The organism is Azonexus hydrophilus (assembly GCF_001956855.1).
In the GTDB taxonomy this organism is placed as follows: domain Bacteria; phylum Pseudomonadota; class Gammaproteobacteria; order Burkholderiales; family Rhodocyclaceae; genus Azonexus; species Azonexus hydrophilus_A.
The window spans coordinates 720119-743477 of sequence record NZ_MTHD01000001.1; the positions used below are offsets into that span (position 1 = coordinate 720119).

The window sequence follows — 23359 nt, forward strand, 5'->3', positions numbered from 1 at the left end:
GCAAAAGGCGTTATTGTGACACTGAAGTTTCGGTTTTGTTATGGCTCTTCTCTCGGTCGTTGATTCAACGAGTCGCGTTAGAATCCCCTGCAAAGGAGAATGCATGAACGCGATCGGATTTGCCGCTGTAGGATTGGGCGCCGCACTGGGGGCTTGGGCGCGCTGGCTGCTCGGGCTGGCACTCAACCCGCTGTTCCTTGCCTTGCCGCTGGGAACGCTGGCGGCCAACGTGATCGGTGGCTATCTGGTCGGCGTCGCGGTTGGCGTTTTTCACCTCAATTCCGGTTTGCCGATTGCGCTGAAACTGTTCGTCATCACCGGTTTTCTCGGCGGTCTGACGACTTTTTCCACTTTTTCCGCCGAAGTGATCGAGCGCATGCTGGCGGGCCAGCCGGCGCTGGCGATTGGCATGGCTTCCATCCACCTGGCTGGTTCGCTGACCGCCACCTGGCTTGGGCTGATGACTGTCGGCGCGACCCGGATCTGGTCCTAGGCGGCTTTCTTCAGCAGTTTCAGGCAGGCCATCGACGCGGCCAGGTCGAGGGCGCTGAAGTCGTCGAAATTCTTTAGCGCCGGGTTGGCGCCGTTGTTCAGCAGCAACTGCACGAGATCAGGTTTGCTGTTCGACGCCACATACATCAGCGCGGTGGCGCCGTTGCCGTTCTGGTTGTCGATGGCGATGCCGGCGTCGATCAGGCGCTGGATGATTGCCTGGCTGCCGCTGTAGCAGGCCAGCCACAGTGCGTTGCAGCCGTCGGCGTTGAGCACGGCCAGATCGGCGCCGAGCGTCAGCAACTCCTCGACGATGTCCAGCCGTCCTTCCTTGCAGGCGCGCATCAGCGGCGTGAAGCGGCCGTCCGGCCCGGTGGCCGACAGTTGGTCGTGGGGAAAGGCGTGTTGATCGAGGAAGGCGGCGAGATCGGGCGTCATGTTCGTTCCTGAGTGCGTTGCGGGTAGGGCGGTGAGGTTTCGATGCGGGCGTCGGTGACCGGTGTGCCAACAGTGAAGTGATAGACGCTTTGCCAGCGCGTGTCGGTGAGGCCGCAGGCGGCATGGACCGGATCGTCGAAGAAGCAGCCGATGCCGGTACCGCGTACGCCGGCGGCTTCCGCTTCGAGGTACAGCACCTGGCCGATCAGCCCGGCTTCGCGCAGCAATTCGCGGTAGCCGTAACCGTCGCCGGTGGCGGCCTCGAACTCGCCGAGCATGCCGAGCGAGAAGGCGCTGGTCGACGCGATGTCCTGGTGACAGGACAGGCTGCGGGCGAGGCGCTGCATTTCCTGCAGGCCGAGTTCGGCGAGCTGGATCAGGCCGAGCTGTGGCGGCGCGTCGTCCACCCGACGCAATTGGTCGAAGTGGGTGCGCATAGTTGCCGTTAGTTCATCGTTCGCAGCCGGCGTGCGTGGCAGCAGGTAGAGGCCGGGCGACAGGCCGTCGACACGCAGCACGAACAACAGCAGATGGATGCGCGGCGAGGCTTCCTGGGCGGCGAACGGGACTTTCGGGCGCGGCAGTACGGCGTCGAGCATCCGGTAGAAAGCGGCCTTGGACAGGCTGCATTTCGGGTCGAAGCGCTGGCCGCTGCGCCGTTGCCGGATCAGTTGCGCGGCGCCGGCGGTGGTCGGGTGCGGGTCAAGTGGCGGCAGCGCTGGAAATTCGGGTTTTTCTGCGGTCGACCGCAAGAATCGGCTGAAAACCGCCGCCTGGTCGACCACCGGCCAGCGGTAACCGGGCGACGGGTCGATCCGGCTCGGCTGGCCATGCCAGGTAAGGCCAGCCAGGCGTTGGCGCAATTGCTCGAGCGATGGCACCGCGCCCAGGCCAGGGGCGTGGATGGCCAGCAGGATTTCCGCTTCCTCGTTCTCGGTGAAGGCATAACGCGATGGCGGGAAATCGTCGGGACGATCGAGGCCGAGCAGGTGGCCGAGGTCGTCGCCGGCGATCGCCAGCGGCCGCACTTCCCAGCCGAGCAGTGCGGCGGCGCAGGCGAGGGCGCCGACGCCATGGCCGACATCGAGCTGGCAGTAGCGGAAGGCGCGTTCGCCGTACTTCCACGCCTCGCGCCACATGACGCTGCTCAGCGCCACCGCCAGCCAGGGGCTGTCGCCGGTCGGCGCAGTCAGTGCCCGGCCTTCGAGCGCATGTTGTTCGGGGTCGTAGTGATGCACGCCGTCGGCCACGCCGGGCAGGCCGCCGGTCAATAGCCAGGCTTCGACCGGGTGCAGGTTGCCCGACGAGGGATTGCAGCGCAGCGCCCAGCGACTCGGGCCCCAGCTTTTCCATGCGGAAATGGCAAACGACAGTTCAAACAGCGCGCCCAGGCTGGCGAGATCCGGGGCGACGGCATTTTCCGGCTTTTCCGGCAGTTGACCGTAACAACGATCGAAGCGGTCGGCGCTCAGCGGCAGTTCGCACACCGGTGCGCCGGGGTAATGGCGGAAGGCGGCCGGCTGGGCATCCCAGTCGAGCTGGCCGGGGCCTTCGGCAAAGGCCTCGAAACGGTGCTTGGTGCGGGCGTGATAGGCGCGCAGGGGATTTTGTGGGGTATCCGACACGATGCTGGTTTTTTCCTTGGTTGATTGCCTTTAGCAAGGCGCATGCCCATTTGAAATCATGGGCTTGCCTGCGTTGGCACCATCTCTGCAAGAAGGTTCAAACCCCAACCTGATCAACAGAGGAGAACATGATGGAAACAACCACGCCTCCGATTACCCGCGAAGCAGCGCTGCGTGTCGCGCTGGCCGCCCGGGCGATGCCTTCGGTGACGCTGCGCAGCCTGCTCGAATTGCTGCAACGCCGGCTCGGTGACGAGATCGACGAGGAAACCCTGCGCCAGGTTACCGTGACCATGCTCAAGACCGGCTTCGCCAGCGTCGATGGCGAAGAGGACGGCGAGGATATCGGCATCGGTCTGGAAGCCATGAAGCTGGCGGTGCGCATCCTGTGGGGCGAGACCCAGGGCGACGATTCGCTGCCGCGGATCGAGTCTTACGCGGCGGGCGAAATGCCTGGTTCGGTGCGTATCGCCATCGCCTCCGACAAGGGCGACACGCTGTCCGGTCATTTCGGCTCCTGCCTGCGTTTCCTGGTCTACCAGGTGTCGCCGGACGAAGTCCGCCTGATCGACATCCGCGACACCATGGACGCCGAGTTCGCCGAGGACAGGAATCTGTGGCGCGCCCAGTTGATCGGCGATTGTCAGGTCTGCTACGTTGTGTCGATCGGCGGGCCGGCCGCGGCCAAGGTGATCCGCGCCGACATCTACCCGATCAAGGTGCCCGATGGCGGGCCGGCGCTCGACATCATCCGGCCGTTCCAGGTGGCCATGCGCGAATCGCCGCCGCCGTGGCTGCTGAAGATCCTCGGCGTAGCGGCCGAGAAGCGCCTGAAAAACTACAGTGCTGCGGTCGACGACGAATAAATGGCAAAAACCGCTGGCTCAGCCGGCCACCTTTTCCATCTGCCGCGGATAGAGGCCAACCTGGGTCATCAGGTTGCCCTCGCTGCAATTCCACCAGACCGCGACCCACGCCGCGCCGTCCTCGTCGATGCGCTCGACGTCACAGGTCGAGCCGATCATGTCCATGAACAGATCGAGATCGTCCTCGTCGAGATCCGGATCGGGCGTGATGGCGAGAATGCGGACGCGGTCGCCGGCGGCGACGGTGTGGCCCTTGCAGTCGAGGGTGGTGGCGGGCATGGCTGGCTCCGGTGGGGTGGGCGGCTTGTCGCAAAGTCGACGCCGGCAGGGACTTTTACTGGGGGCGTGCAATGGGCGTGCCACCCGGGGTTTTTCAAGGAGCGAACATGAACAGGATAGGCATGTTTTTCGGCACCGAGACCGGCACGACCAGGCTGGTGGCCAAGAAAATGCAGAAAATGCTGGGCGACGAACTGTGCGACAAGCCGGTCAACGTCAACCGCATCACGCCGGCCGACATGCTGGCCTACGACGCGCTGATTCTCGGCACGCCGAGTTACGGCATAGGCGAGATTCCCGGCAATGGTGTTTCCGGCTGCTTCGAGCCGAACTGGGCCGAGTTTTTCGCGCAGATGCCGGAGAGCCCCGATTTTTCCGGCAAGCGCATCGCCTTCTTCGGCCTCGGCACCCAGGAGCGCTACGCCGACCGCTTCTGCAGTTCGTTGCTGCCGCTGGTGGACAAGTTCAAGGGCTGGGGCGCCGAAGTGGTCGGTGACTGGCCGGCTGACGGTTACACCTTCGAGCAGTCGGCAGCGCTGGTCAATGGGCGTTTCCTCGGCCTGATCATCGACCAGCGCACGCAGGGCATGCACACCGACGAACGGATGGACGCCTGGCTGGCGCAGGTGCTGCCGCTACTCCGGGAAAAGCTGAGCGACTGAGCGCCGCTCAGACGACGTAAAGCAGGATGGCGATGAAGTGCATCAGGCTGCCGGCGATGACGAACAGGTGCCAGATGCCGTGCCAGTGGCGGAAGCGGTCGTCGAAAGCGAAGAAGACGATGCCGACGGTGTAGCAGATGCCGCCGCCGGCCAGCCACAGGAAGCCGGCGAGGCCGAGGCTGGCCAGCAGCGGCTCGATCGCCACGAGCACGATCCAGCCCATCAGCGCGTAAATCACCAGCGACAGCACGCGGGCTTCCGAACGCGGCTTGATTTCCTGCAGCATGCCGATGACGGCCAGCGTCCACACGATGCCGAACAGCCACCAGCCCCAGGGACCGCGCAGGCTGACCAGGCAGAACGGGGTGTAGCTGCCGGCAATCAGCAGGTAGATGGACAGGTGATCGAGCTTGCGCAGCACGCGTTTCACCCGGCCGCGCAGGCTGTGATAAAGCGTCGAGATGCTGTACAGCAAGACCAGCGTGACGCCGTACACGGCGACGCCGACGATCTTCAGGGCATCACCCGCAATCGCCGCCGCGACGATCAGCCAGGTCGCGCCGCCCAGTGCGAGCAGCGCGCCGAACAGGTGGCTCCAGGCGTTGAACCGTTCTCCGTAGTACAAGCGTGGCCTCCCGTGCGCGCTGTTGACGCTGCGTGAGACAGCGCCAACCTGCAGGCGTTCGGTCAGTATCAAATTAAGGCCGTGGTTGCAGGAAAATCGGTGATTGTTTCCTTCGTGTTGTCGCCAATGATCTTTTCGGGCTGCCCGTCAGACCTTGAAGCGTGCAGTTTCTGCGCTCAGGTTGCGGGCGGTGTCGAGCAGCGACTGGGCGGCCAGCGCGGTGGTGCGCATGCTGACGCCAGTGTCTTCGACCTGATTGGCGATGCGTTCGACCTGTTGTGCCAGCGAGGTGCTGGCCTCGCTCTGCTCACGGGTCGAGGCGGCGACGTCGCGGACCAGGCCCTGGGCTGCGCGCGAACCTTCGGCAATGCGGTGCAGCAGTTCTGTTGTTTCGCCGGCAGTTGCCCTGGCCTGCTCCGCTTCCGGCAGGGCGGCGTCCATGACCTTGGCCGCATTCAATGTTTCGCCCTGGATGCGGTCGACGACGCCGGAGATTTCCAGCGTTGCCTTTTCGGTGCGCTCGGCGAGCACCCGCACCTCATCGGCGACGACGGCAAAGCCGCGGCCTTGTTCGCCGGCCCGGGCGGCCTCGATCGCAGCGTTCAGCGCAAGCAGATTGGTCTGGCCAGCGATATCCTTGATCACCGAGGCGATGCGGGCGACTTCCTGGGTATTGGTCGACAGTGTGCGGACCTTTTCCGCGGCCTGACCGACGGTTTCGGCCATCGTCGCGATGTTGTCTGCAACGGTTTCGACGCTGCGCTCGCCCTGGTTGGCGAGCTCGGCGGCGCTGCTGGCGTGTTCCTCGGTTTCGCTGGCGTTGCTGGAGACGTGGGTGATCGAGACGGTCAGTTCTTCCATCGCCGCAGCCATGGTCTGCGTTGCGTCGGTCTGGGCGGCTGCCGCGTCGGCGACGCGGGCCGAGGTGTCGGAAATTTCCTGGGCCGCTGATGCTACCTGCGTGGCGTTCTGCGAGATGTTGGCCATCATCCGGCGCAGGGATTCGACCAGCAGGTTGAGCTCGCCGAGCAGGCTGCCCGGGCGGGTGTGTTCGATCGAGACGGTCAGGTCGCCGGCCGCGACCTTGCTCATCGTCGCCACCGCCAGCGCCGGTTCGCCGCCGATCTGGGCGAGCAGCGAGCGCGCCACCCACCAGGTGATGCCACCGACGAAGAGGAGGATCAGGCCGATGACGATGCCGGCGTTGCGCAATTGCTGGTAGAACAGCGCATCAATGTCATCAATGTACAGCCCGGTGCCGATTACCCAGTCCCACGGGGCGAAATGCTCGACGCGTTGCAGCTTGGGAACCAGGGCCTCGCTGCCCGGCTTGGCGGTGTGCGTTTCGGTGAAACCGGTTTTGTCGAGGGCGGTCTTGACCAGGTCGCGGACGGTGTAGTTGCCCTGCTTGTCCTGGCGGTCCCAGTGGCTTTTGCCGACGTATTCCGGGCGGATCGGGTGCATCACGCCGATGCCCTTGCTGTCGTACACGTAGAAATACTCGGGGCCGAGGTAGCGCATGCCGCGCAGTGCGTCGTTGGCCAGTTGCTGCGCCTGCTCGCGATTGAGTTCGCCCTTGCCTTCCTTTTCCTGGAAGGCCTTGATCGTACTGACGGCAATGTCGACGGCGGCGTTCAGTGTCGCCTTGCGGTCTTCCAGCAGTTGCGCACGCAGATGCAGGACCTGGAACGTGCCGAGCAGGATCAGGCCCAGCAGCGCGACCAGCACTGACAGGGTCAGGCGACCCTTCATGCTGGTGAAATTGAAAACACCCATGATTTTGCCTCCGAAGAATTTTTGCAGTTTTCGACAGCTTTGTTTTTTACGCCCAGCATATGACAGGGATTTTGCCTTGTCCATGGCTACTCACAGGCTGTTGATCAAATCGGCAGCGGTGCGCTGGCGCTTGCAACGAAACTGAAACATCCGGGTAAGAGAATGCGCGGGTTCATATCAACCCAGCTCTGGAGAAAACCATGCGTCACGTGTTTGTTGCATCCGCCCTTGTTCTTGCCCTTTCGGCCTGCGCCAGCCAGTCCACGCCCCCGGCCAAGCCGGCTGCCGCACCAGCCCCGGCCGCTGCTGCCAAGGCACCGCAATGCTGGAACGGCGACGCCAGCGCCTTCCAGGATGTCGGTACCAAGGCGACGATCTCCGGCGTTGCCGTCAGCTGCAAGGCAACCAGCGATGGCAAGAGCGCGCAGTGGATGGGCGCCGGCCACTGAGCCTTTGCGATTCCTTGCCTGAACGCCGCCTGCGGGCGGCGTTTGTTTTGGCAGGCGAATATAATTCGCCCCCATGTCCTCTTCATCCAGCAAGCCTTCGTCGCGCGACGACATCTCCCGCACCACCCTGACTGCCGACGCCCGTCGCCTGCGCGTCCTGCAGCGCGAATTGCCACGGTCGACCGGCGAAAAACGACAAAAACTGCAAGCCGATCTGGAAAAGCTGCTGGCACAGTCGCAGACGGCTGTTGCCGCACGGCGCGGCAAGCTGCCAAAGCCGGAGTTCCAGCCTGATCTGCCGGTCAACGAAAGGCGTACCGATATCGCCGAGCTGATCGCCAAAAATCAGGTGGTGATCGTCTGTGGCGAGACCGGTTCGGGCAAGACGACGCAGTTGCCGAAGATCTGCCTCGATCTCGGCATCGGCGCCCGTGGCCTGATCGGCCACACGCAGCCGCGCCGGCTGGCGGCGCGGTCGGTGGCGACGCGGCTGGCGCAGGAATTGAAGACCCAGGTCGGCGCAGGTGTCGGCGTCAAAATCCGCTTCCACGACAAGTCGACCGCAGAAAGCTGGGTCAAGCTGATGACCGACGGCATCCTGCTCGCCGAGTCGCAGTCCGATCCGTATTTGAACGCCTACGAGGCGATCATCATTGACGAGGCGCACGAGCGCAGCCTGAACATCGATTTCCTGCTCGGCTACCTGAAGCAGTTGCTGCCGAAGCGGCCGGACCTGAAGGTCATCATCACTTCGGCGACCATCGACGCCGAGCGCTTCTCGCAGCATTTCAACGGCGCGCCGGTGATCGAGGTATCCGGCCGGCTGTACCCGGTCGAGGTGCGTCATCGCCCGGTCGAGGACATCGACAAGAAGGACGACGAGCGCGATCTCTACGACGCGATTGTCGATGCCGCCGACGAGCTGGCGCGGCTCGGCCCCGGCGACATCCTCGTCTTCCTGCCCGGCGAGCGGGAAATTCGCGAGGCGGCGGAAGCCTTGCGCAAGCATGCGCTGGCTAGGCCTGGTTTATCCACCACGCACGCGCCGGAAATCCTGCCTTTGTTCTCGCGCCTGTCGGCCGGCGATCAGGACCGCATCTTCAAGCCGTCGGGCGGCCGGCGGCGCATCGTGCTGGCGACCAACGTTGCCGAAACCTCGCTGACTGTGCCCGGCATCCGCTATGTCATCGACACCGGGCTGGCGCGGGTCAAGCGTTACTCGTACCGCAACAAGGTCGAACAGTTGCAGGTCGAGAAGATTTCGCAGGCGGCGGCGCGCCAACGGGCCGGCCGTTGCGGTCGCGTTGCAGCCGGCGTCTGCATCCGTCTCTACGACGAGGCCGATTTCAACGCCCGGCCGCCGTTTACCGATCCGGAAATCCTGCGCTCGTCGCTGGCCGGCGTCATCCTGCGCATGAAGTCGCTGCGCCTGACCGATGTCGAGAGCTTCCCCTTCATCGAACCGCCGCCGGCCAAGGCGATCAGCGACGGTTACGCGCTGCTGCAGGAACTCGGAGCGCTTGACGACGACAATAAATTGACCAAGGTCGGCGAGGCGCTGGCCAAACTGCCGCTCGACCCGCGCATCGGCCGCATGCTGGTTGCCGCGCGCGATCTCGGTTGTCTGAGCGAAGTGCTGATCATCGCCGCCGGACTGGCGACGCAGGACCCGCGCGAGCGGCCGCAGGAACGCCAGCAGGCGGCGGACGAGAAGCACAAGGCGTTCGCCGACGAGAAGTCCGAGTTCCTCAGCTGGGTCAAGCTGTGGAATTGGTTCAAATCTGCGGTCGACCACAAGAAATCGAACAAATCGCTGGTCGATACCTGCCACGCGCATTTCCTCTCCTACCTGCGCCTGCGCGAATGGCGCGAGGTGCATGGGCAGTTGCACGCGATGGTCACCGAACTCGGCTGGAAGGAAAACGAGATTCCCGGCACCTACGACGCCATCCACATGGCGCTGTTGTCCGGGCTGCTCGGCAACATCGGCTGCAAGTCCGACGAATCCGGCTATTACCTTGGCGCGCGCGGCATCCGCTACCTGATCCACCCGTCGTCGCCGCTGACCAAGAAGGCCGGCAAGTGGATCATGGCCGCCGAGATCACCGAGACGACGCGCTTGTTCGGTCGCTGTGTCGCCCGGATTGAAGCGGACTGGATCGAGAAAGTGGGCGCTCACTTGATCAAGCGCCAGTACTTCGATCCGCACTGGGAAAAGAAGGCCATGCAGGTGGCCGGCTGGGAACGGACAACCCTCTACGGGATCGTCATCAATCCCAAGCGGCGCATTCACTATGGTCCGCTGGCGCCATCCGAAGCGCGCGAGATCTTCATCCGCCAGGGCCTGGTCGGCGAGGAAATCGAGGAGTCGTTCGCCAAACGCTGGCCTTTTTTCCAGCACAACCAGAAGCAGATCCGCGACATCGAGAAGATCGAGCACAAGCAGCGGCGGCAGGACGTGCTGGTCGACGACGAGCTGATCTTCGCCTTCTACGACCACATCATTCCGGCAGACATTCACAACGGCGCCACTTTCGACCACTGGCGCAAAGGCGCCGAGCAGGAAAACCCCAAGCTGCTGTTCCTCGCCAAGGACGACCTGATGCGCCATTCGGCGGCCGGCGTGACAACGGAAGCCTTCCCGCACCAGATCAAGGCCGGCGGCGTGGAGTATGCGCTCACTTATCACTTCGAGCCGGGTTCGCCGCGTGATGGCGTGACGCTGACCTTGCCGCTGGCGCAACTCAACCAGATTCCGGTGCTGCGCATGGAATGGCTGGTGCCCGGGCTGATCAAGGAAAAGCTGGTGCAGTTGATCAAGACGCTACCGCAGAAAATCCGCGCCAAGCTGGTGCCGGTGCCGGAATTCGTCGAGGAATTCCTGGCTGCCGTGGCCGGCAACGACCGCAAGCTCAATCAGGGGATCATTCAGCCGCTGATTGACTACATCCTCGAAGCCCGCGGCCTGAACGCGCGCGGCTGGGCGGTGACGCCCGACGCCTTCCGCCCCGACGCGCTGCCGCCGCATTTCTCGATGAATTACAAGCTGATCGACGAGCATGGTCGGCAACTGGACATGAACCGCAGCCTGGTCGCGCTGCGCGGCGAGTGGGGCCGCGAAGCCAAGGAAGAGTTTGCTGAACTGCATGAAACGCCGTCCGAATACACCAAACTGACTGACTGGACTTTCGGCGAATTGCCCGAACTGATGGAGGTGCCGGTCGGCAAGCAAACGGTGATCGGTTACCCGGCCCTGATCGACGACGGCGAGACGGTCAGCCTGAAGGTCTTCGATTCCGCCGAAGAAGCCGCCGACGCGCACCGCAAGGGATTGTCGCGGCTGTTCATGCTGCAGTTCAGGGAGCAGGTGAAGTATTTCGACAAGAACGTCCCCGGCCTGACCCAGATGGCGATGCAATACATGACGCTGGGCAGCAGCGACGACCTGAGGCGCCAGATCGTCGAACTGACGTTCGAGCGTGCGTGCCTGACCGAGCCGCTGCCGACCACGCCGGAGGCCTTCAAGGCCCGCTGTGCCGAGGCCAAGGCGCGGCTCGGGCTGATCATGCAGGAAGTCTGCCGGATGGTTGGTACGGTGCTGACCGAATGGCAGGCGGTGGTCAAGAAACTGCCGGCGTTCAAGGCTCATACGGCGGCGGTCGCCGACATCGAGGCGCAGTTGAAGCGGCTGATCGGCAAGAACTTCGTTGTCGACACGCCGTTCGAGCGTCTGCAGCACTACCCGCGCTACCTGAAGGCGGTCGGTGTGCGGCTCGACAAGCTGAAGGCCAATCCTGCCCGCGATGCGGGGGCGATGGCCGAGTACGGGCCGCTGTGGACCAACTACGAACGGCGCGCGATTCAGCTGGCCAAACTTGGCACGGTCGACCCGCAAATCGAGCAATTCCGCTGGTTGCTGGAAGAGCTCCGCGTCGGCCTGTACGCGCAGGAGTTGCGCACGCCGGTGCCGGTGTCGGTGAAACGCTTGCAGAAGCAGTGGGAGGGAATGGCGCGCTGAATCTCAGGCCTGGACGCTGATGTTGCCTGCGATTGCCACGCTCGCTGTGGTCAGCGTCGGCGTGATCCCGGCAGCGGCGCCGAGCCCGCTGTAGAGGCTGCTGCCGCCATTGAGCGCGGTGTCGACCTGGTGCAGCGCGTTTTCCGCCTGCCTGACTTCGTCCTCTTCCCGCTGGCGGGCGTCGCGCATCTTCGCCTTGACCAGTTCGAGCAAGGCCTTCAGTTGCTTGGCCACCTCCTGCAGCTTGTCCCGAAGTGATTTGGCGTTGCCGGTGCTGTTCCGGGCCGGCGTGTTTGCCTGGGCCGGCTGTGTTTTATCCTGGCTGTCGCCGTCCTGCGACTGCTCGGCATCGCCGTTGTCGGTATTTGTCGCGGTGTCCGTTGCTGTTGTCGATGCAGCCGCAGCACTGGCGCTGTCGCCTGCCGTCTCGGCCGTCGTGCCGCCGCTCTGTTGAACCTGTACCGAGGTGCCGGTGCCGCCGCTGTCGCCGCCAGCCGCCTTGGCCAGGCTGGCAAGTTCCTTGGCGATGGCGCCGATCTGGCGAAGAATGGCCTTGGCTTGTTCCGGCGGCAGGCCAATCAACATCGCCCGCAACTGCTTGATCCGTTCCTTCAATTGTTCGATCCGGGATTCGGCGCGGGCCTTGGCGGCTTCCTTCGGGCTGGGCATGGCGCGCAGGCGCTGCAGGCCTTCCTGCATGTTCTGCCATTGTTTTTCCTGACGTTTTTCCCAGGCTTCACGAGCGCTCGTCGATGGCTGGGGCGTCGTCTTGCCGGTGGTCAATGGGGTCAGATTCATCAGGCTGCGCCTTGCTGGGTTTGTCGGGGCATACTCTGTTCTACGGCGGCGCCGGCAAAAACTTTAAAATGCCGCTTGCCTCCGTTTTTCGAAGGGTAATGTCGTGGATCTTGTCGTTCTGGCCCTGGGCCGCTCGCTGGCCAACCTGCGCGTCGGCCGGGTGTGGTTGTATCTGTTGTTGCCGGCCCTGGCCTCCTTGCTGCTGAGCATGGTTCTGGGTTTTTCCGCGCTCGGCTGGCTGGTCGGGCAACTGCTCGAATTTCCGCCGATGACGCTACTTGTTGCCTGGGGGCTGGTCTGGCTGGCCAATCTGTTGGCCTGGCTCGGTGGCTGGATGGCGCTGTTTGCGCTGGCTTACCTGTTCGCGCTACTGATCGCCGCCATCGTCATCATGCCGCTGATGCTCAAGCACCTGGCCGAAACCGAATATCGCGATCTGGCAGCGATGGGCAAGGACAGTTTTGTCGCTGCTGCGGTCAACAGCGTGCTGGCGTCAATTCTGTTCGTCGTTGCCTGGCTGGTGACGATTCCGTTGTGGCTGATCCCCGGCATGTCGTTGTTCATCCCGATGCTGCTGATGGCCTGGCTCAATCGCCGGACCTTCGCTTACGATGCGCTGTCGATGCACGCGACCGAGGCGGAATGGGACAGCCTGCGCCGGCAGCACAAGATGCCGCTGTTCATGCTGGGCCTGGTCATGGCGCTGCTTGCTCATGTGCCGGTGCTCGGCCTGCTGGTGCCGGCGCTGGCCGCGCTGGCATTCGTTCATTACGGGCTGGAAGCCCTGCGTCGCTCGCGTGGCGACGCAATCGTCAGCATTCAGGGAGAAAGACTATGAATCGTACCTTTGGCGCCGTCATCATCGGCGATGAAATCCTGTCCGGCAAGCGCCAGGACAAGCACTTCGCCAGGATCGCCGAAATGCTCGGTGCGCGCGGGCTGCAATTGTCCTGGGTCGAATACCTGGGCGACGACCGCGAGCGCCTGAGCGCAACCTTCAAGCGCACGATGGCCAGCGGCGATGTCGTCTTCTCCTGCGGCGGCATCGGCAACACGCCAGACGACCATACCCGGCAGGCGGTGGCAGCGGCGCTGGGGGTCGATCTCGTGCTGCACCCGGAAGGTTTCGAGGAGCTGAAGGTGCGCTTCGCCGACGAGGAAATCACCGACAAGCGCAAACTGCTGGTGACCTTTCCGCGTGGCGTGAACATCGTGCCCAATCCGTTCAACCGCATTCCGGGGTTCACGACCAACGATCACTACTTCGTTCCGGGCTTCCCGCAGATGGCGCACCCGATGATCGAATGGGCACTCGATACCTTTTACCGGGACGAGTTCAAGCTGCTCGGCGACAAGGTCGAAAAAGCCTTCCTGCTGACCGGGCCGAATGCCTACGAGAGCGCATTGCTCGATCTGATGGAGCGCATCGTCGCCGATTACCCGACGCTGCGCCTGTTCTCGCTGCCGTCGCTGGTCGGCAAGGAGCGCAAGCATCTCGAACTGGGCGTCGAGGGCCCGCCGGCCCTGGTTGACCGGGCCCTGGAGGAAATCCGGATCGAGGTCGAGAAGCGCGGCATCAGCTGGGTCTGGCGCCCCTGAGGTCATTATTGCGGTCGACGTGAAAAAGCCCGCGATTTTGCTCGCGGGCTTTTGCTGGCCGGTAACGGCCGTGAATTACTTGGCGGCGGACTTGCGGGCGGCGGCGGTAGCGCTGCTCTTGGCCGGTGCGGTGGCCTTGGTGGCGACCTGCATGTTGGCTTCGGCGATGTCCGACAGCTGCTTGGCCATCGAGGTCATCTGGTCGAAGGCCTTGGTCGAGGCGCCGAGCATGGACTGCATCGTGGCGGCGAAGACGTCGCCACCGACCGGTGCCGAGGCCTTGGCCTTTTCGACGGCGGACGCAGCCGTCTTGGAGAAGCTGCTGTACTGGGCTTCCATGACCGAAGTGACTTCCTTCTGCATTTCGGAAACCAGGTCATAGACGCTGCGCGAGTAGTCCATCAGCTTTTCGACATTCGGCTGGGCCAGTTCGCTGTTGACCTTGGCGACGGCATTGGCATCCTTGGCCGCCAGCAGTTGCTGGGTATTGGCAACCGTCGCGTTGAAGAATTCGCGGGATGCTGCCATGTTCAGGGCGGTCAGGCGCTCCAGGCCATTGAAGGCGGTGCGCATCAGGGCGGTCATGACTTCAGCGTTGGCTTTTTGTGCGGCGGTCAGTTGCTCGAGGTTCGGGTTGCTCATCATTATCTCCAGTGTGTTTTGGTTGGTACGGATGAAACAAGGCCTCCGCCGGAGCGGAGGCCCGAATGCAACTGATTACTTCTTCTTGGAAGCGGCAGCGGTGGCGCCGACGGCCTTGACGGTCGCGTTGGTGGCGGCTGCAACGTTGGCTTCGGCAATCTCGGCAACCTGCTTGGCAGCCTTGTTCATGTTGTCGAAAGCGGAGTTGGCAGCAGCAATGGCGCTCTTGACGGCGGCAACGGCAACATCGGAGCCGGCCGGGGCCGACTTGGCAGCCTGGTCGAGCAGACCGGCAACGGTCTTCTGGAAGTCGCCGAACTGGGCTTCGACCATCTTCGACAGTTCTTCCTGGGTCTGGGCGGAGATTTCATAGACGCTGCGCGAGTAGGCAACAGCCTTCTCGACATTCGGCTGGGCCAGCGAAGCCTGGATCGACATGGCTTCCTGCACGTCCTTGGCACCCATCAGGGCCTTGGCGCCGGAAACGGAATCTTCCATCAGCGAACGGGCGGTGTTCAGATTCAATGCGGCGATGCGCTCGGCGGAAGCCAGGGCGGTGTTGGCCAGGGACAGCAGGGAATCGACGGTTGCCTTGTTGGCGGCAGCGAATTGCTCGGGGGTCTTGAACATGGTATCTCCTAATTGAAAAGGTCGTGCTGAACAGTGTTTACCGTAGCAGTGCTTACCCGTTCAGGCGATGTTGCACCGCACCATGCCCCTGATTATAGATAAGCTTGTCAGGTTGTCAACAATTTCCTTGTGCGGTGCACAATCCGGAGAAAGTCTTTTGAATCAGCGTTGTGTCGCGGGTTTTGGCTAGTCCAGCGGGTTGATTGTGCTGGATCCGCGCAATTCCAGGCGTTCGCCCCGTCCTTCCGGACGGGCTGCCTCACTGCCCTTGGTACGCGGCTGGATGATGGCCCTGGCGCGCGCGGGAGCTGCCTTCGGGTCCCGTGTTTCGCCGGCGCTGGCGAGGAACTTCTCGCTGACGGCGTCGTACCAGATGTAGTCACCTTTGACCTCGTCCTCGCCGCTACGAACCCGGGCGCGGTGAAACAGTTCGGCAACCTCGCTGTTGCTGTTGTATTCGATGCGCTCGGCTTCGCCTTCGACGTAATCTTCCCGCCCCTCGCGTTTCTGGCGAAAGGTCGCCTTGCTGCCGGGGGCGGCGAAAGCCGTGCCTTTCTGGAAGCCGTACTGGTCTTCGCTGATGATGATGCGCTCGGCCTTGAGAATCAGCGTTCCCTTGGTAATGACAACATCGCCTTCAAGTATCTGGATCTTTTTGGCATCGTCGATCGAGATGCGGCTGGCTTCAAGCAGCATCGGCTTGTCGCGGTCGGCCTTTTCGGCAATGGCTGGCTGGCTGGCGATAATGGCAAGGGCGAGCGTGGCTATGCGGATGATCATGGTTTGACTCTTGAGGCGACATACTGACCGCGAACCTGCGACAGCAGTTCGAAGGTCGATGCGTTGTTGTCGATGCGGGCGCCGACCCCGGTGACCCATGAGGCGCCCTGGCTGATTTCAACCGGCTGGTCGGTTTGTGCCGTACCGGCATCGGGCAGCACATTTAGTGTTGGAGTCCTGGCAACGAGTGCCGGCGCCTGTTCCGTTGCTGCCCGGGTGATTTCCACCTGGTCCGTCAGGATCACGTTTTCGCCCTGCGCGGTGATTTTTGCCTGGCCGGCGATCAAGGTGACCGGCGGAGCATCCTGGCGGTAGGTAATCAGTCGTGGTGCGCGGATTTCCGAACTGTCGTCGTCCGGGAAGTGCTGCAGGTGAGGCGCATTGAGCCGGTATTTCAATTGTCCCTTGTCATCCAGCCGGCGAATTTCAAAATTCTCGGCAATCGCATCGGGTTCGTGTGTCAGTGCGCGGTCCGGGCGTGCTTCATCGGGCGTCAGGGCGGCCTGCAGCCAGAAGGTGAGCGCGGCGATGATGCCGAGCAGCACGATGGGGAAGATTTGTGCTGACCAGTTTTTCATCGGTGAGCGAGATCGGGGGCGAAGGCGGCAGCCATCAGATGACTTTCGCGGTGAACAGGTCGTGCATGTTGAGTGCGCCGATCAACTGACCATCTTCGGCGCAGACCAGCAGACCGTTGATGCGCAGCCGTTCCATCATTTCGACTGCTTCAACGGCCAGTTGATCCGGGCCGATGGTGCGTGGGGCCGGGTGCATGACGTCGGCGATGACGCCTTGCTGCAGGTCGACCCGGCGTTCAAAGGCGCGACGCAGGTCGCCGTCGGTGAAGATGCCGATGGCGCAGCCGGCCGGATTGGTGATGGCGACCAGGCCGAGTCCGCCGCGGGACATGGCGACGATGGCATCGGTGATCGGCGTTGCCGGCGCTACGGCCGGGACTTGGGTGGCGGGGCGCATGACGTCGCGGACGTGGGTGAGCAGACGTCGGCCCAGCGAGCCGCCAGGATGTGAGCGGGCAAAATCTTCCGGACCAAAACCGCGGGCGTCGAGGAGGGCGACGGCCAGTGCGTCGCCGAGTGCCAGCGCGGCAGTGGTGCTGGCGGTCGGCGCCAGATTGTGCGGGCACGCTTCCTGGGCGACGCCGGCATCGAGATGGACATCGGCTTCGCGCGCCATGGTCGAGTCGGCGAAGCCGGTCATCGCTATCAGCCGGGCGCCCTGCCGCTTGACTGCCGGGACGATGCGCAACAGTTCTTCGGATTCGCCCGAATTGGACAGTGCCAGCAGGATGTCGTGGCGGGTGATCATGCCAAGATCGCCGTGGCTGGCCTCGGCCGGGTGTACGAAATAGGCCGGGGTGCCTGTACTGGCCATGGTGGCTGCGATCTTCCGGGCGACATGGCCGGATTTGCCCATGCCGCTGACGATCAGGCGCCCCTGACTGTTGAGGATCAGCTCGACCGCAGCCGCAAACTCCCCGTTTATTCGCGTTTTCAGGGCGTCGACCGCAGCAGCCTCGATGGCGAGCGTCTGACGACCCAGCGCCAGAGCGCGTTCCGGCGAAAAACGGGCAGGAGGCTGATTTGGGTTCATGGGCTGGCAGAGGTTATGATGGCCGCAGTATACCCGACTTCAAGTGGCCCGCTTTGAGCGCACTCTCCCTCGTCCTCGTCCTGCTCGGGGCCTCGGTTCTCGCCGTGGTCCTCTTTCGTCGTTTCAATCTGCCGCCGGTGCTTGGCTACCTGGCGGTTGGCAGCATCATCGGGCCGCATGCGCTGAACCTGATGTCGGACATTCACCGGGTGGAATATCTGGCCGAGTTCGGCGTCGTTTTCCTGATGTTCTCGATTGGCCTGGAATTTTCGCTGCCGAAACTGCATGCGATGAAGCGCATCGTGTTTGGCCTTGGCTTGCTGCAGGTGGTGCTGACCCTCCTGCTGGTGATGGTACTGGTCATCGCGCTTGGCATTGGCTGGCAACTGGGGATTGCCCTCGGCGCTGTTTTTGCGATGTCGTCGACCGCTGTGTTGACCAAGTTGCTGGCAGAACGAATGGAACTGGATTCGGCGCACGGCCGGCAGGTCATCGGTGTGTTGCTGTTTCAGGATCTGGCCGTGGTGCCGCTGCTTGTCCTCCTGCCATCCCTGACCCAGCCGCCGGAGGAACTGGCGGTATTGATGGGGATCGCCATGCTCAAGGCAGTTGCCGTGTTGGCCTTGATTCTGGTCTTCGGACAGAAGCTGATGCGCAAGTGGTTCCATTTCGTGGCCCGCGCCAAGTCGGCGGAAGTGTTCGTGCTCAATGTGCTGCTGATCACGCTCGGCCTGGCGACGATCACCGAGCATGCGGGCCTGTCGCTGGCGCTGGGGGCCTTTGTCGCCGGCATGCTGATTTCGGAAACCGAGTTCCGCATGCAGGTGGAGGAGGACATCAAGCCTTTCCGCGATGTATTGATGGGTCTGTTCTTCGTGACCATCGGGGTGAAGCTCGATCTGCAGATTCTCGTTGGCCTGTGGTGGCAGGTCATGCTGGTGCTGACATCGCTGCTGGTATTCAAGGCGTTGATCGTTGGTGTGCTGTCGTGGAAGCTGGGTGCAACGCCGGGCAATTCGATCCGTTCGGCCTTGTGGCTTTGTGCTGGCGGCGAGTTCGGTTTCGTGCTGCTCGGGGTCATTGTCAATATGCCGAAGGAAGTCGAGCAGGTTGCGTTGACGGCGCTGGTGCTGTCGATGCTGATCGCACCTTTCATCGTCCAGTACAGCGAACGGCTGGTCATGCGCTTCGTCGCCAGCGAATGGCTGATGCGTTCGATGCAGGTGACGCAGATCGCCGCCCAGTCGATGACCTCGGAAAAGCACGCAATCCTCTGCGGCTTTGGCAGAAACGGCCAGTATCTGGCGCGCTTTCTCGCGCAGGAGGGTATCCACAGCATAGCGCTCGATCTTGACCCCGACCGCGTGCGCGAGGCTGCCGGCGGCGGCGAGAGCGTGGTGTTCGGCGACGCGGGGCGCAAGGAAGCGCTGATGGCTGCCGGGCTGATGCGGGCCAGCGTGGTCATCGTGACCATGAGCGACACGCCGCTGGCCGAAAAGGTGTTGCACCATGTTCAGGAAATGCGGCCGGACCTGCCGGTCGTCGTGCGGACATCCGACGAGAAGGACATGGGGCGTCTGGCCAAGGCCGGTGCTGCGGAAGTCGTGCCGGAAACGCTGGAAGCCAGCCTGATGCTGGCTTCGCATGCGCTGGTGCTGGTCGGTGTGCCGATCAACAGGGTGCTGAAGCGGATTCGGCAGACCCGTTCGCAGCGCTATCGTCTGTTGCGGGGGTTTTATCGGGGCATGTCCGACCGTGACGAGGATGAAGGCAGCCAGCCGCGTCTGCATTCCATCTGGTTGACGCCAGGGGCGGCGGCGATCGGCCAGTCGCTGGGCGAGCTCGGTCTTGAGTTGCTTGGCTGCGAAGTCAGCGCCATCCGTCGGCGAGGCATCCGTGCGCTCGAACCCGCACCGGAAACCCGGCTTGATGAAGGTGATGTCGTGGTTGTCCTCGGCACGCCGGGGGCGGTGGCGGCGGCCGAGGAACGTTTGCTCAAGCGCTAGTCAGATAGCCTTGCACAGGGTGTAGCTCGTGCTGCCGTCATCGACGTAGGCGGCGATGGCCGTGCTGAAATCGGGCGTGTTGACCGCGCTCTGGCCGAAGCCAAGGATGCTGCCCTTGCCGGGATTGCCATCATCTTGCTGGGCGTCGATCGCGTTGGCGATCTTTGCCGGCAGGTTGGTGGTACACGCGACCAGTCCGGTGACCAGCGTTTTGGTACCATCGCTGAGATTGGTCTGGATCCCAGTCCGGCCGCCGACGGCATTGAACGGCTGATCGAAAGAGCTGGCATCACCGCCGATCAAACCGGAACGACGCAGGTGGTTCCACAGTATTTTGGGTTCTGCACTTGCCTCGGACGCATTGAAGTTGCCCTCGATGCTGCCGTCGCCATCCCCGTCTGTCGCGTCAGACCAGCGCGCCTTGGCGCCGTTGTCGTCGCCAGGCAGTGCCTTGTAGCGATCCTGATAACCGAGCACGGCGACGGCGACACCGTCGAGTTCCTTCTCGATGCTGCGGATCTTGCCCTGGGTGATCATTTCCTGCCCTTTCAGGATACCGCCCAATAGCAGGCCGATGACGACCAGCACGATGGCGATTTCGATCAGGGTGAAACCTTGTTGTCCTTGCTGCATGGTGTGCTCCTCGGGTGGTTGAAAAAATCAGGGCAGGCGGCCAGCGGCCAGCATTCTTGCGTTGAGGATGGCCGGGATGATCCAGGTCACCAGGTCGTCGTAATGGTCGTCGGCCAGGCGATTGACGTAGATCAGGTCGGCATCGGCGTTTTCGTTTTCGTCGGGATGGCCGGCGGGGGTTGGTTGCCCGTTGCGGCGATAGCCGCCCGATCCGTTGCGACCGTGGCTGACGATGACGGCGGGGAGCTTGTCCGCCAGCTTGTTGCCAGCGCTGGCTGCAGGGCGGATGTTGGCGTTGCCCTCGCTGTCGAGCATGAAGCCGGCTCGGGCGTCGGCCGCCGGCGACGTGGTGAATTCCCTGCGTGCGTAATAGCTCAGGCGCTGCCCCCAGGGATCGGTCTCGGCCAGGCCGAGGCTGCGCCAGGGCAGGACGCCGTGTTCCAGCGGGCAGCTTTCGTTGCCGGCATCGGCCAGGTCGCTGCCCAGCGCCGGCTCTGCCGGGCAGGGGAGTCGGCCGTGGCTGATGGCAAAACCGTAGAGGGCTTCCAGGCTCAGTTCCAGTTGTCGCCGCGCGCGCTGTTCTTCGGCCAGCTGTCGTTGTCCGGAGAGATTGCCGAGCATGCTGCCGGCAAGCAGACCGAAGACAATCAGCACGACGCTCAGTTCGAGCAGCGAAAAGCCGGTTTGCCGGGGGCGATCAGAATGCGATCCGGTCATTGCCCTGGGCCCTGGATAGCGGAATGTCGAACCATGGAACGGGATTGAGTGCATCGCCATTGCGTGACGGGTCGGCGTTGCGGCCTTCGAGGTAGTCCTGGATGGAAGCGCCCGGTCGCGCTTGCTTGTCCCGGCGGGAGCCGCCTGCGATGACGATCAGGGACAGTTGTTTTCGGCCGGCGGCCTGCAGTGTTGCCTGGGTCGGCTCGGCCGGTGATGACGTCTGGTAGAAAATGCTGTCCGCCCACTGATTGGTATTCCACCAACTGCCTTCTTCGTGCAGGAAGCGGCAGTGGATTGATGCCCAGACCATGGGCCAGGCCGCTGCTTCGCCGCCGTGGGTCACGCTCGATTGCTCGCGCAGACCTGCGCTGAGCTGGACGCTTGCCTGTTCCGCCGCCGCCAGGGCGGCGAGTGCCTTGCTGTGGTTGGCTGTCGTCGGCTTGTCCTGCCAGATGTTGATCGCGTCGCGGGCCCCGTCTTTGGCGCTGATTGTCAGCAAGCTTGTCGTCGCGACATCCTGCTGTTCCCGGGCGGTCCCGGCGACAGCTTCGGCATGGGTGGAGATCAGCCCGGCCAGCGTAGCGGCTTGCTGAGCCCACCGGCTGATTTCGCGTGCTGGTCCGACCAGCGACTGCTGCAGGGGGCGAGGCTCGGCCGTGTCCAGGCTGGTGAAGTATTCGCCGGCCTGGCGCAAACGCTCGGTTGCTGCGCGCAACGCTGCTCTGGCTGTCTCTTCGGGCGGAGGCTTGCCCTGGGTTGCGGCCTGCCATGAAAGCGCATCCAGCCCGTAGTGCAAAAGTGCCTCGTCAAGGTGGTCGACCGCAATAATTGCTGCGGCAAGACCCGCACGGATGCTGCTGCCCTCGCTGCGGGCGATCCGGTCGTTGGCCGCTGCGCTGGAAATTATGCTTTCCAGCCCCGTCAGTGGTGTTTTTGTATCGTCGGCCAAGGTTTTCAGCGCCTCGCCGACCTGCGCCAGGCTGGTCAGCAGGTTCGCTGTCTGCACGCTTGCTTCGGCAAGCTGCGCCAGGGCCGATAGTTGAGTGGCTGCATCTGGTGCCGAGGCAAGTGCTTCCTGCCCGGTCGCCAGCGCACTTGCAGCGATATCGAGCATCCGCGTCGCACCCTCGCCTGGCTGGCTCAGGGGCAGGCGGCCGAAGCGGGCGGCGGCCCTGCCTTGCCGCGCCGCCGCCGAAAATGGGGCCGGCCACGGATAGTGGCCGGCCTGCCGGGCGTGGGCCGACAGGCAGCGGCGTACGCTATTGACCGCTCGTTGCTCGACGGCGGCCATCAGTTCCTCCCGGCTGATGGCCAGCATCCGGTCATTTCCGTTCTTGTCAGGGCTGATGTAGTCAAATGTGCTGGTCCCGGACAGTTCGCCTTCGAGGTAATCGCTCGGGTTGTTCGATGGTCGATGCTGTCCGGCTTGGGGCGTGCGTCCGGCTATGAGCAGCGCAGCGATTTCGCCATTGCCGTCCAGTGCCAGGCCGGTGGGCGTATCGCTGTTGATTGGCATTGCACTGTTGTCGTCACGCAGATTGGGCGCGATGACATACCAGAGCGTGTTGTTCCCGTCGTCGCGGGGTTCCGGCATGTCCAGCGTGACCCAGGGGAGGCGGCCGATGGGGCTTGGGCACTGGTTGCGCGTGAGCATGTCGGCTTTGCCATCGCCGGGTATGTTGGCCAAGCCGGGACTGTCGGTGAGCAGGTCCGGGCAGGGCAGGCTGCCTGGGCGGTTGTCGTCGTTGGCGGCGCGGGCAATCAGGATGTCGCGGGCCATGGATAGCGTGACGTGGACGTCGGCTTCCGTTGTTCTCGCATTGCTGAAGCGACTGGCATGCGTGGTCTGCAGGTAGGCTGCGATGCCAAGCTGGCCGAGCAGCAGCAGCGCGAACAGCCCAGCACCATGCTGCCGTTGACGTGTGGCTGGCGGATTCATGGCCACCCCTCGCTGTGATGGCGATGCAGGCTGCCGGGCGGCAATAATGGTTGCAGCAGGCTGTCGCCGACGATCTGCGCAGGGGGTGTGGCATCGCTGGCCTGACCGTCTACCCAGTAAATGCGGCGGCCGTGCTCGCTGCGCATGACACCATCCAGACGCCCGGGGGGAGTCGTTGCCTCGCCATGCGCCTTTTCCTGCTCAAGCAAGCGGCGTTCGTCAGGGCTGAAGAACAGCCGGCCTGGCGTTTGCGCCTGGCAGGATGCGCTGAGCAGCAGGCATAGCATGAGCAAGGGCCGGCGGTTCACGGTGACTCGTTCATGTGTAGATACAACAGGGCGAGCTGGCAGTCCGCTTTCAGTCCGCCGATATCCCTGCTGATCCGGCAACTGCGCAGGTGGTGCTGGATTTCCGATTGGTCGTGCCAGCTGCTCAGTATTTCAAGCAGGGTTTCCTCGTGGAGCAGCGGTGTCTGCAGGCGAATCAGGCGTTCCCGCCACGGACCATTCCCGTTGGGGCGTGGCGGCATTTCGCTGATCCGTGCTTCCTGGGGGAGCAGGGGTGGGATTACGGCAACCTGGGTGTCTGGTGCTGTTTTTTTCAGTTGTTTCAACACAACAAGCGCTCGCGAGAGGTCGTCGGCGTTACGGCGCAGCGCCTCGAGTTCGTTGCTGGCGCGTAGTCTCGCGAGCCGCAATTGTTGATGCCCGGCTTCTGCTTGTACGGCTTTTTCCCAGCTCCAGGCGCTGAGCAGCGCGCTGCCCAACAGGG

General features: G+C 63.4%; 24 protein-coding genes. 8 read left to right on the forward strand and 16 right to left on the reverse strand.

The window, feature by feature from the left end; all coding sequences use genetic code 11:
* The first annotated feature begins 103 nt into the window (after positions 1-103).
* Positions 104-493 (forward strand): fluoride efflux transporter CrcB, encoded by a 390-nt coding sequence (crcB, locus tag BJN45_RS03515; RefSeq protein ID WP_076092083.1) that lies wholly within the window; start codon positions 104-106, stop codon positions 491-493.
* On the opposite strand, the gene BJN45_RS03520 is transcribed toward crcB, so the two are convergent.
* Both BJN45_RS03520 and BJN45_RS03525 read right to left on the reverse strand, forming a co-directional pair.
* Entirely contained in the window at positions 490-930 is a 441-nt protein-coding gene (locus BJN45_RS03520; RefSeq protein ID WP_076092085.1) for an ankyrin repeat domain-containing protein, read from the reverse strand. The two genes, crcB and BJN45_RS03520, sit on opposite strands and share 4 nt — an antisense overlap.
* The gene (locus tag BJN45_RS03525) at positions 927-2555 is read right to left on the reverse strand and encodes a SagB/ThcOx family dehydrogenase (protein ID WP_076092087.1); all 1629 of its coding nucleotides are present in this window, start codon (positions 2553-2555) and stop codon (positions 927-929) included. Before BJN45_RS03525 ends, BJN45_RS03520 begins: the two co-directional genes overlap by 4 nt.
* A gap of 128 nt (positions 2556-2683) precedes the next feature.
* Here BJN45_RS03525 and BJN45_RS03530 point away from each other — a divergent pair, with 128 nt between their 5' ends.
* Entirely contained in the window at positions 2684-3421 is a 738-nt protein-coding gene (locus tag BJN45_RS03530; RefSeq protein WP_240494481.1) for a dinitrogenase iron-molybdenum cofactor biosynthesis protein, read from the forward strand.
* An 18-nt stretch (positions 3422-3439) separates the two neighbouring features.
* Here BJN45_RS03530 and BJN45_RS03535 read toward each other — a convergent pair whose 3' ends face one another.
* Positions 3440-3700: a hypothetical protein gene (locus BJN45_RS03535; protein WP_076092089.1), complete on the reverse strand. Its 261-nt coding sequence runs from the start codon at positions 3698-3700 to the stop codon at positions 3440-3442.
* Positions 3701-3807: 107 nt separating this feature from the next.
* Between BJN45_RS03535 and BJN45_RS03540 the strand changes: the two genes are divergently transcribed.
* Positions 3808-4362, forward strand: a complete 555-nt coding sequence (locus BJN45_RS03540) for a flavodoxin (RefSeq protein ID WP_076092091.1) — start codon at positions 3808-3810, stop codon at positions 4360-4362.
* Between the two features lie 7 nt (positions 4363-4369).
* Here the strand turns inward: BJN45_RS03540 and trhA are convergent, their stop codons facing one another.
* Positions 4370-4987: a PAQR family membrane homeostasis protein TrhA gene (gene trhA / locus BJN45_RS03545; RefSeq protein ID WP_076092538.1), complete on the reverse strand. Its 618-nt coding sequence runs from the start codon at positions 4985-4987 to the stop codon at positions 4370-4372.
* A 147-nt stretch (positions 4988-5134) separates the two neighbouring features.
* A complete protein-coding gene (locus tag BJN45_RS03550) occupies positions 5135-6763 on the reverse strand; it encodes a methyl-accepting chemotaxis protein (protein ID WP_076092093.1) in 1629 nt (542 codons plus the stop codon).
* Positions 6764-6963: 200 nt separating this feature from the next.
* Here BJN45_RS03550 and BJN45_RS03555 point away from each other — a divergent pair, with 200 nt between their 5' ends.
* Together BJN45_RS03555 and hrpA are read left to right on the forward strand one after the other, a co-directional pair.
* Positions 6964-7212: a hypothetical protein gene (locus BJN45_RS03555; RefSeq protein ID WP_076092096.1), complete on the forward strand. Its 249-nt coding sequence runs from the start codon at positions 6964-6966 to the stop codon at positions 7210-7212.
* Positions 7213-7285: 73 nt separating this feature from the next.
* The gene (gene hrpA, locus BJN45_RS03560; protein WP_088179030.1) at positions 7286-11230 is read left to right on the forward strand and encodes an ATP-dependent RNA helicase HrpA; all 3945 of its coding nucleotides are present in this window, start codon (positions 7286-7288) and stop codon (positions 11228-11230) included.
* Positions 11231-11233: 3 nt separating this feature from the next.
* On the opposite strand, the gene BJN45_RS03565 is transcribed toward hrpA, so the two are convergent.
* Positions 11234-12028, reverse strand: coding sequence for a hypothetical protein (locus tag BJN45_RS03565; RefSeq protein WP_076092098.1), 795 nt, complete (start codon positions 12026-12028; stop codon positions 11234-11236).
* A gap of 103 nt (positions 12029-12131) precedes the next feature.
* Here BJN45_RS03565 and BJN45_RS03570 point away from each other — a divergent pair, with 103 nt between their 5' ends.
* Both BJN45_RS03570 and BJN45_RS03575 read left to right on the forward strand, forming a co-directional pair.
* Positions 12132-12866 (forward strand): EI24 domain-containing protein, encoded by a 735-nt coding sequence (locus BJN45_RS03570; protein WP_076092100.1) that lies wholly within the window; start codon positions 12132-12134, stop codon positions 12864-12866.
* On the forward strand, positions 12863-13627 hold the full coding sequence (locus BJN45_RS03575; protein WP_076092102.1) for a competence/damage-inducible protein A: 765 nt from the start codon (positions 12863-12865) through the stop codon (positions 13625-13627). Before BJN45_RS03570 ends, BJN45_RS03575 begins: the two co-directional genes overlap by 4 nt.
* Before the next feature lie 75 nt (positions 13628-13702).
* Here the strand turns inward: BJN45_RS03575 and BJN45_RS03580 are convergent, their stop codons facing one another.
* The 5 genes from BJN45_RS03580 to BJN45_RS03600 form a co-directional block, all read right to left on the reverse strand.
* Positions 13703-14269 (reverse strand): phasin family protein, encoded by a 567-nt coding sequence (locus tag BJN45_RS03580; RefSeq protein WP_083650764.1) that lies wholly within the window; start codon positions 14267-14269, stop codon positions 13703-13705.
* A 75-nt stretch (positions 14270-14344) separates the two neighbouring features.
* Entirely contained in the window at positions 14345-14899 is a 555-nt protein-coding gene (locus BJN45_RS03585; protein ID WP_076092106.1) for a phasin family protein, read from the reverse strand.
* 186 nt (positions 14900-15085) lie between these two features.
* Entirely contained in the window at positions 15086-15679 is a 594-nt protein-coding gene (gene lptA / locus BJN45_RS03590; RefSeq protein WP_076092108.1) for a lipopolysaccharide transport periplasmic protein LptA, read from the reverse strand.
* Positions 15676-16257 (reverse strand): LPS export ABC transporter periplasmic protein LptC, encoded by a 582-nt coding sequence (gene lptC, locus BJN45_RS03595; protein ID WP_076092110.1) that lies wholly within the window; start codon positions 16255-16257, stop codon positions 15676-15678. Before lptC ends, lptA begins: the two co-directional genes overlap by 4 nt.
* A gap of 34 nt (positions 16258-16291) precedes the next feature.
* Positions 16292-17290: a KpsF/GutQ family sugar-phosphate isomerase gene (locus BJN45_RS03600; RefSeq protein WP_076092112.1), complete on the reverse strand. Its 999-nt coding sequence runs from the start codon at positions 17288-17290 to the stop codon at positions 16292-16294.
* A 53-nt stretch (positions 17291-17343) separates the two neighbouring features.
* Between BJN45_RS03600 and BJN45_RS03605 the strand changes: the two genes are divergently transcribed.
* On the forward strand, positions 17344-19296 hold the full coding sequence (locus BJN45_RS03605; RefSeq protein ID WP_076092114.1) for a monovalent cation:proton antiporter family protein: 1953 nt from the start codon (positions 17344-17346) through the stop codon (positions 19294-19296).
* Here BJN45_RS03605 and BJN45_RS03610 read toward each other — a convergent pair whose 3' ends face one another.
* Genes BJN45_RS03610 through BJN45_RS03630 form a run of 5 tightly spaced genes read right to left on the reverse strand, consistent with a single transcriptional unit; the run spans position 19297 to position 23354 of the window.
* The gene (locus BJN45_RS03610; RefSeq protein WP_076092116.1) at positions 19297-19929 is read right to left on the reverse strand and encodes a prepilin-type N-terminal cleavage/methylation domain-containing protein; all 633 of its coding nucleotides are present in this window, start codon (positions 19927-19929) and stop codon (positions 19297-19299) included.
* Positions 19930-19956: 27 nt separating this feature from the next.
* Entirely contained in the window at positions 19957-20646 is a 690-nt protein-coding gene (locus BJN45_RS03615) for a type II secretion system protein (RefSeq protein WP_076092118.1), read from the reverse strand.
* Entirely contained in the window at positions 20627-22588 is a 1962-nt protein-coding gene (locus BJN45_RS03620; protein ID WP_076092120.1) for a hypothetical protein, read from the reverse strand. Before BJN45_RS03620 ends, BJN45_RS03615 begins: the two co-directional genes overlap by 20 nt.
* Positions 22585-22896: a hypothetical protein gene (locus tag BJN45_RS03625; protein WP_076092122.1), complete on the reverse strand. Its 312-nt coding sequence runs from the start codon at positions 22894-22896 to the stop codon at positions 22585-22587. Before BJN45_RS03625 ends, BJN45_RS03620 begins: the two co-directional genes overlap by 4 nt.
* On the reverse strand, positions 22893-23354 hold the full coding sequence (locus BJN45_RS03630) for a hypothetical protein (RefSeq protein ID WP_139326279.1): 462 nt from the start codon (positions 23352-23354) through the stop codon (positions 22893-22895). Before BJN45_RS03630 ends, BJN45_RS03625 begins: the two co-directional genes overlap by 4 nt.
* Positions 23355-23359: the final 5 nt, after the last annotated feature.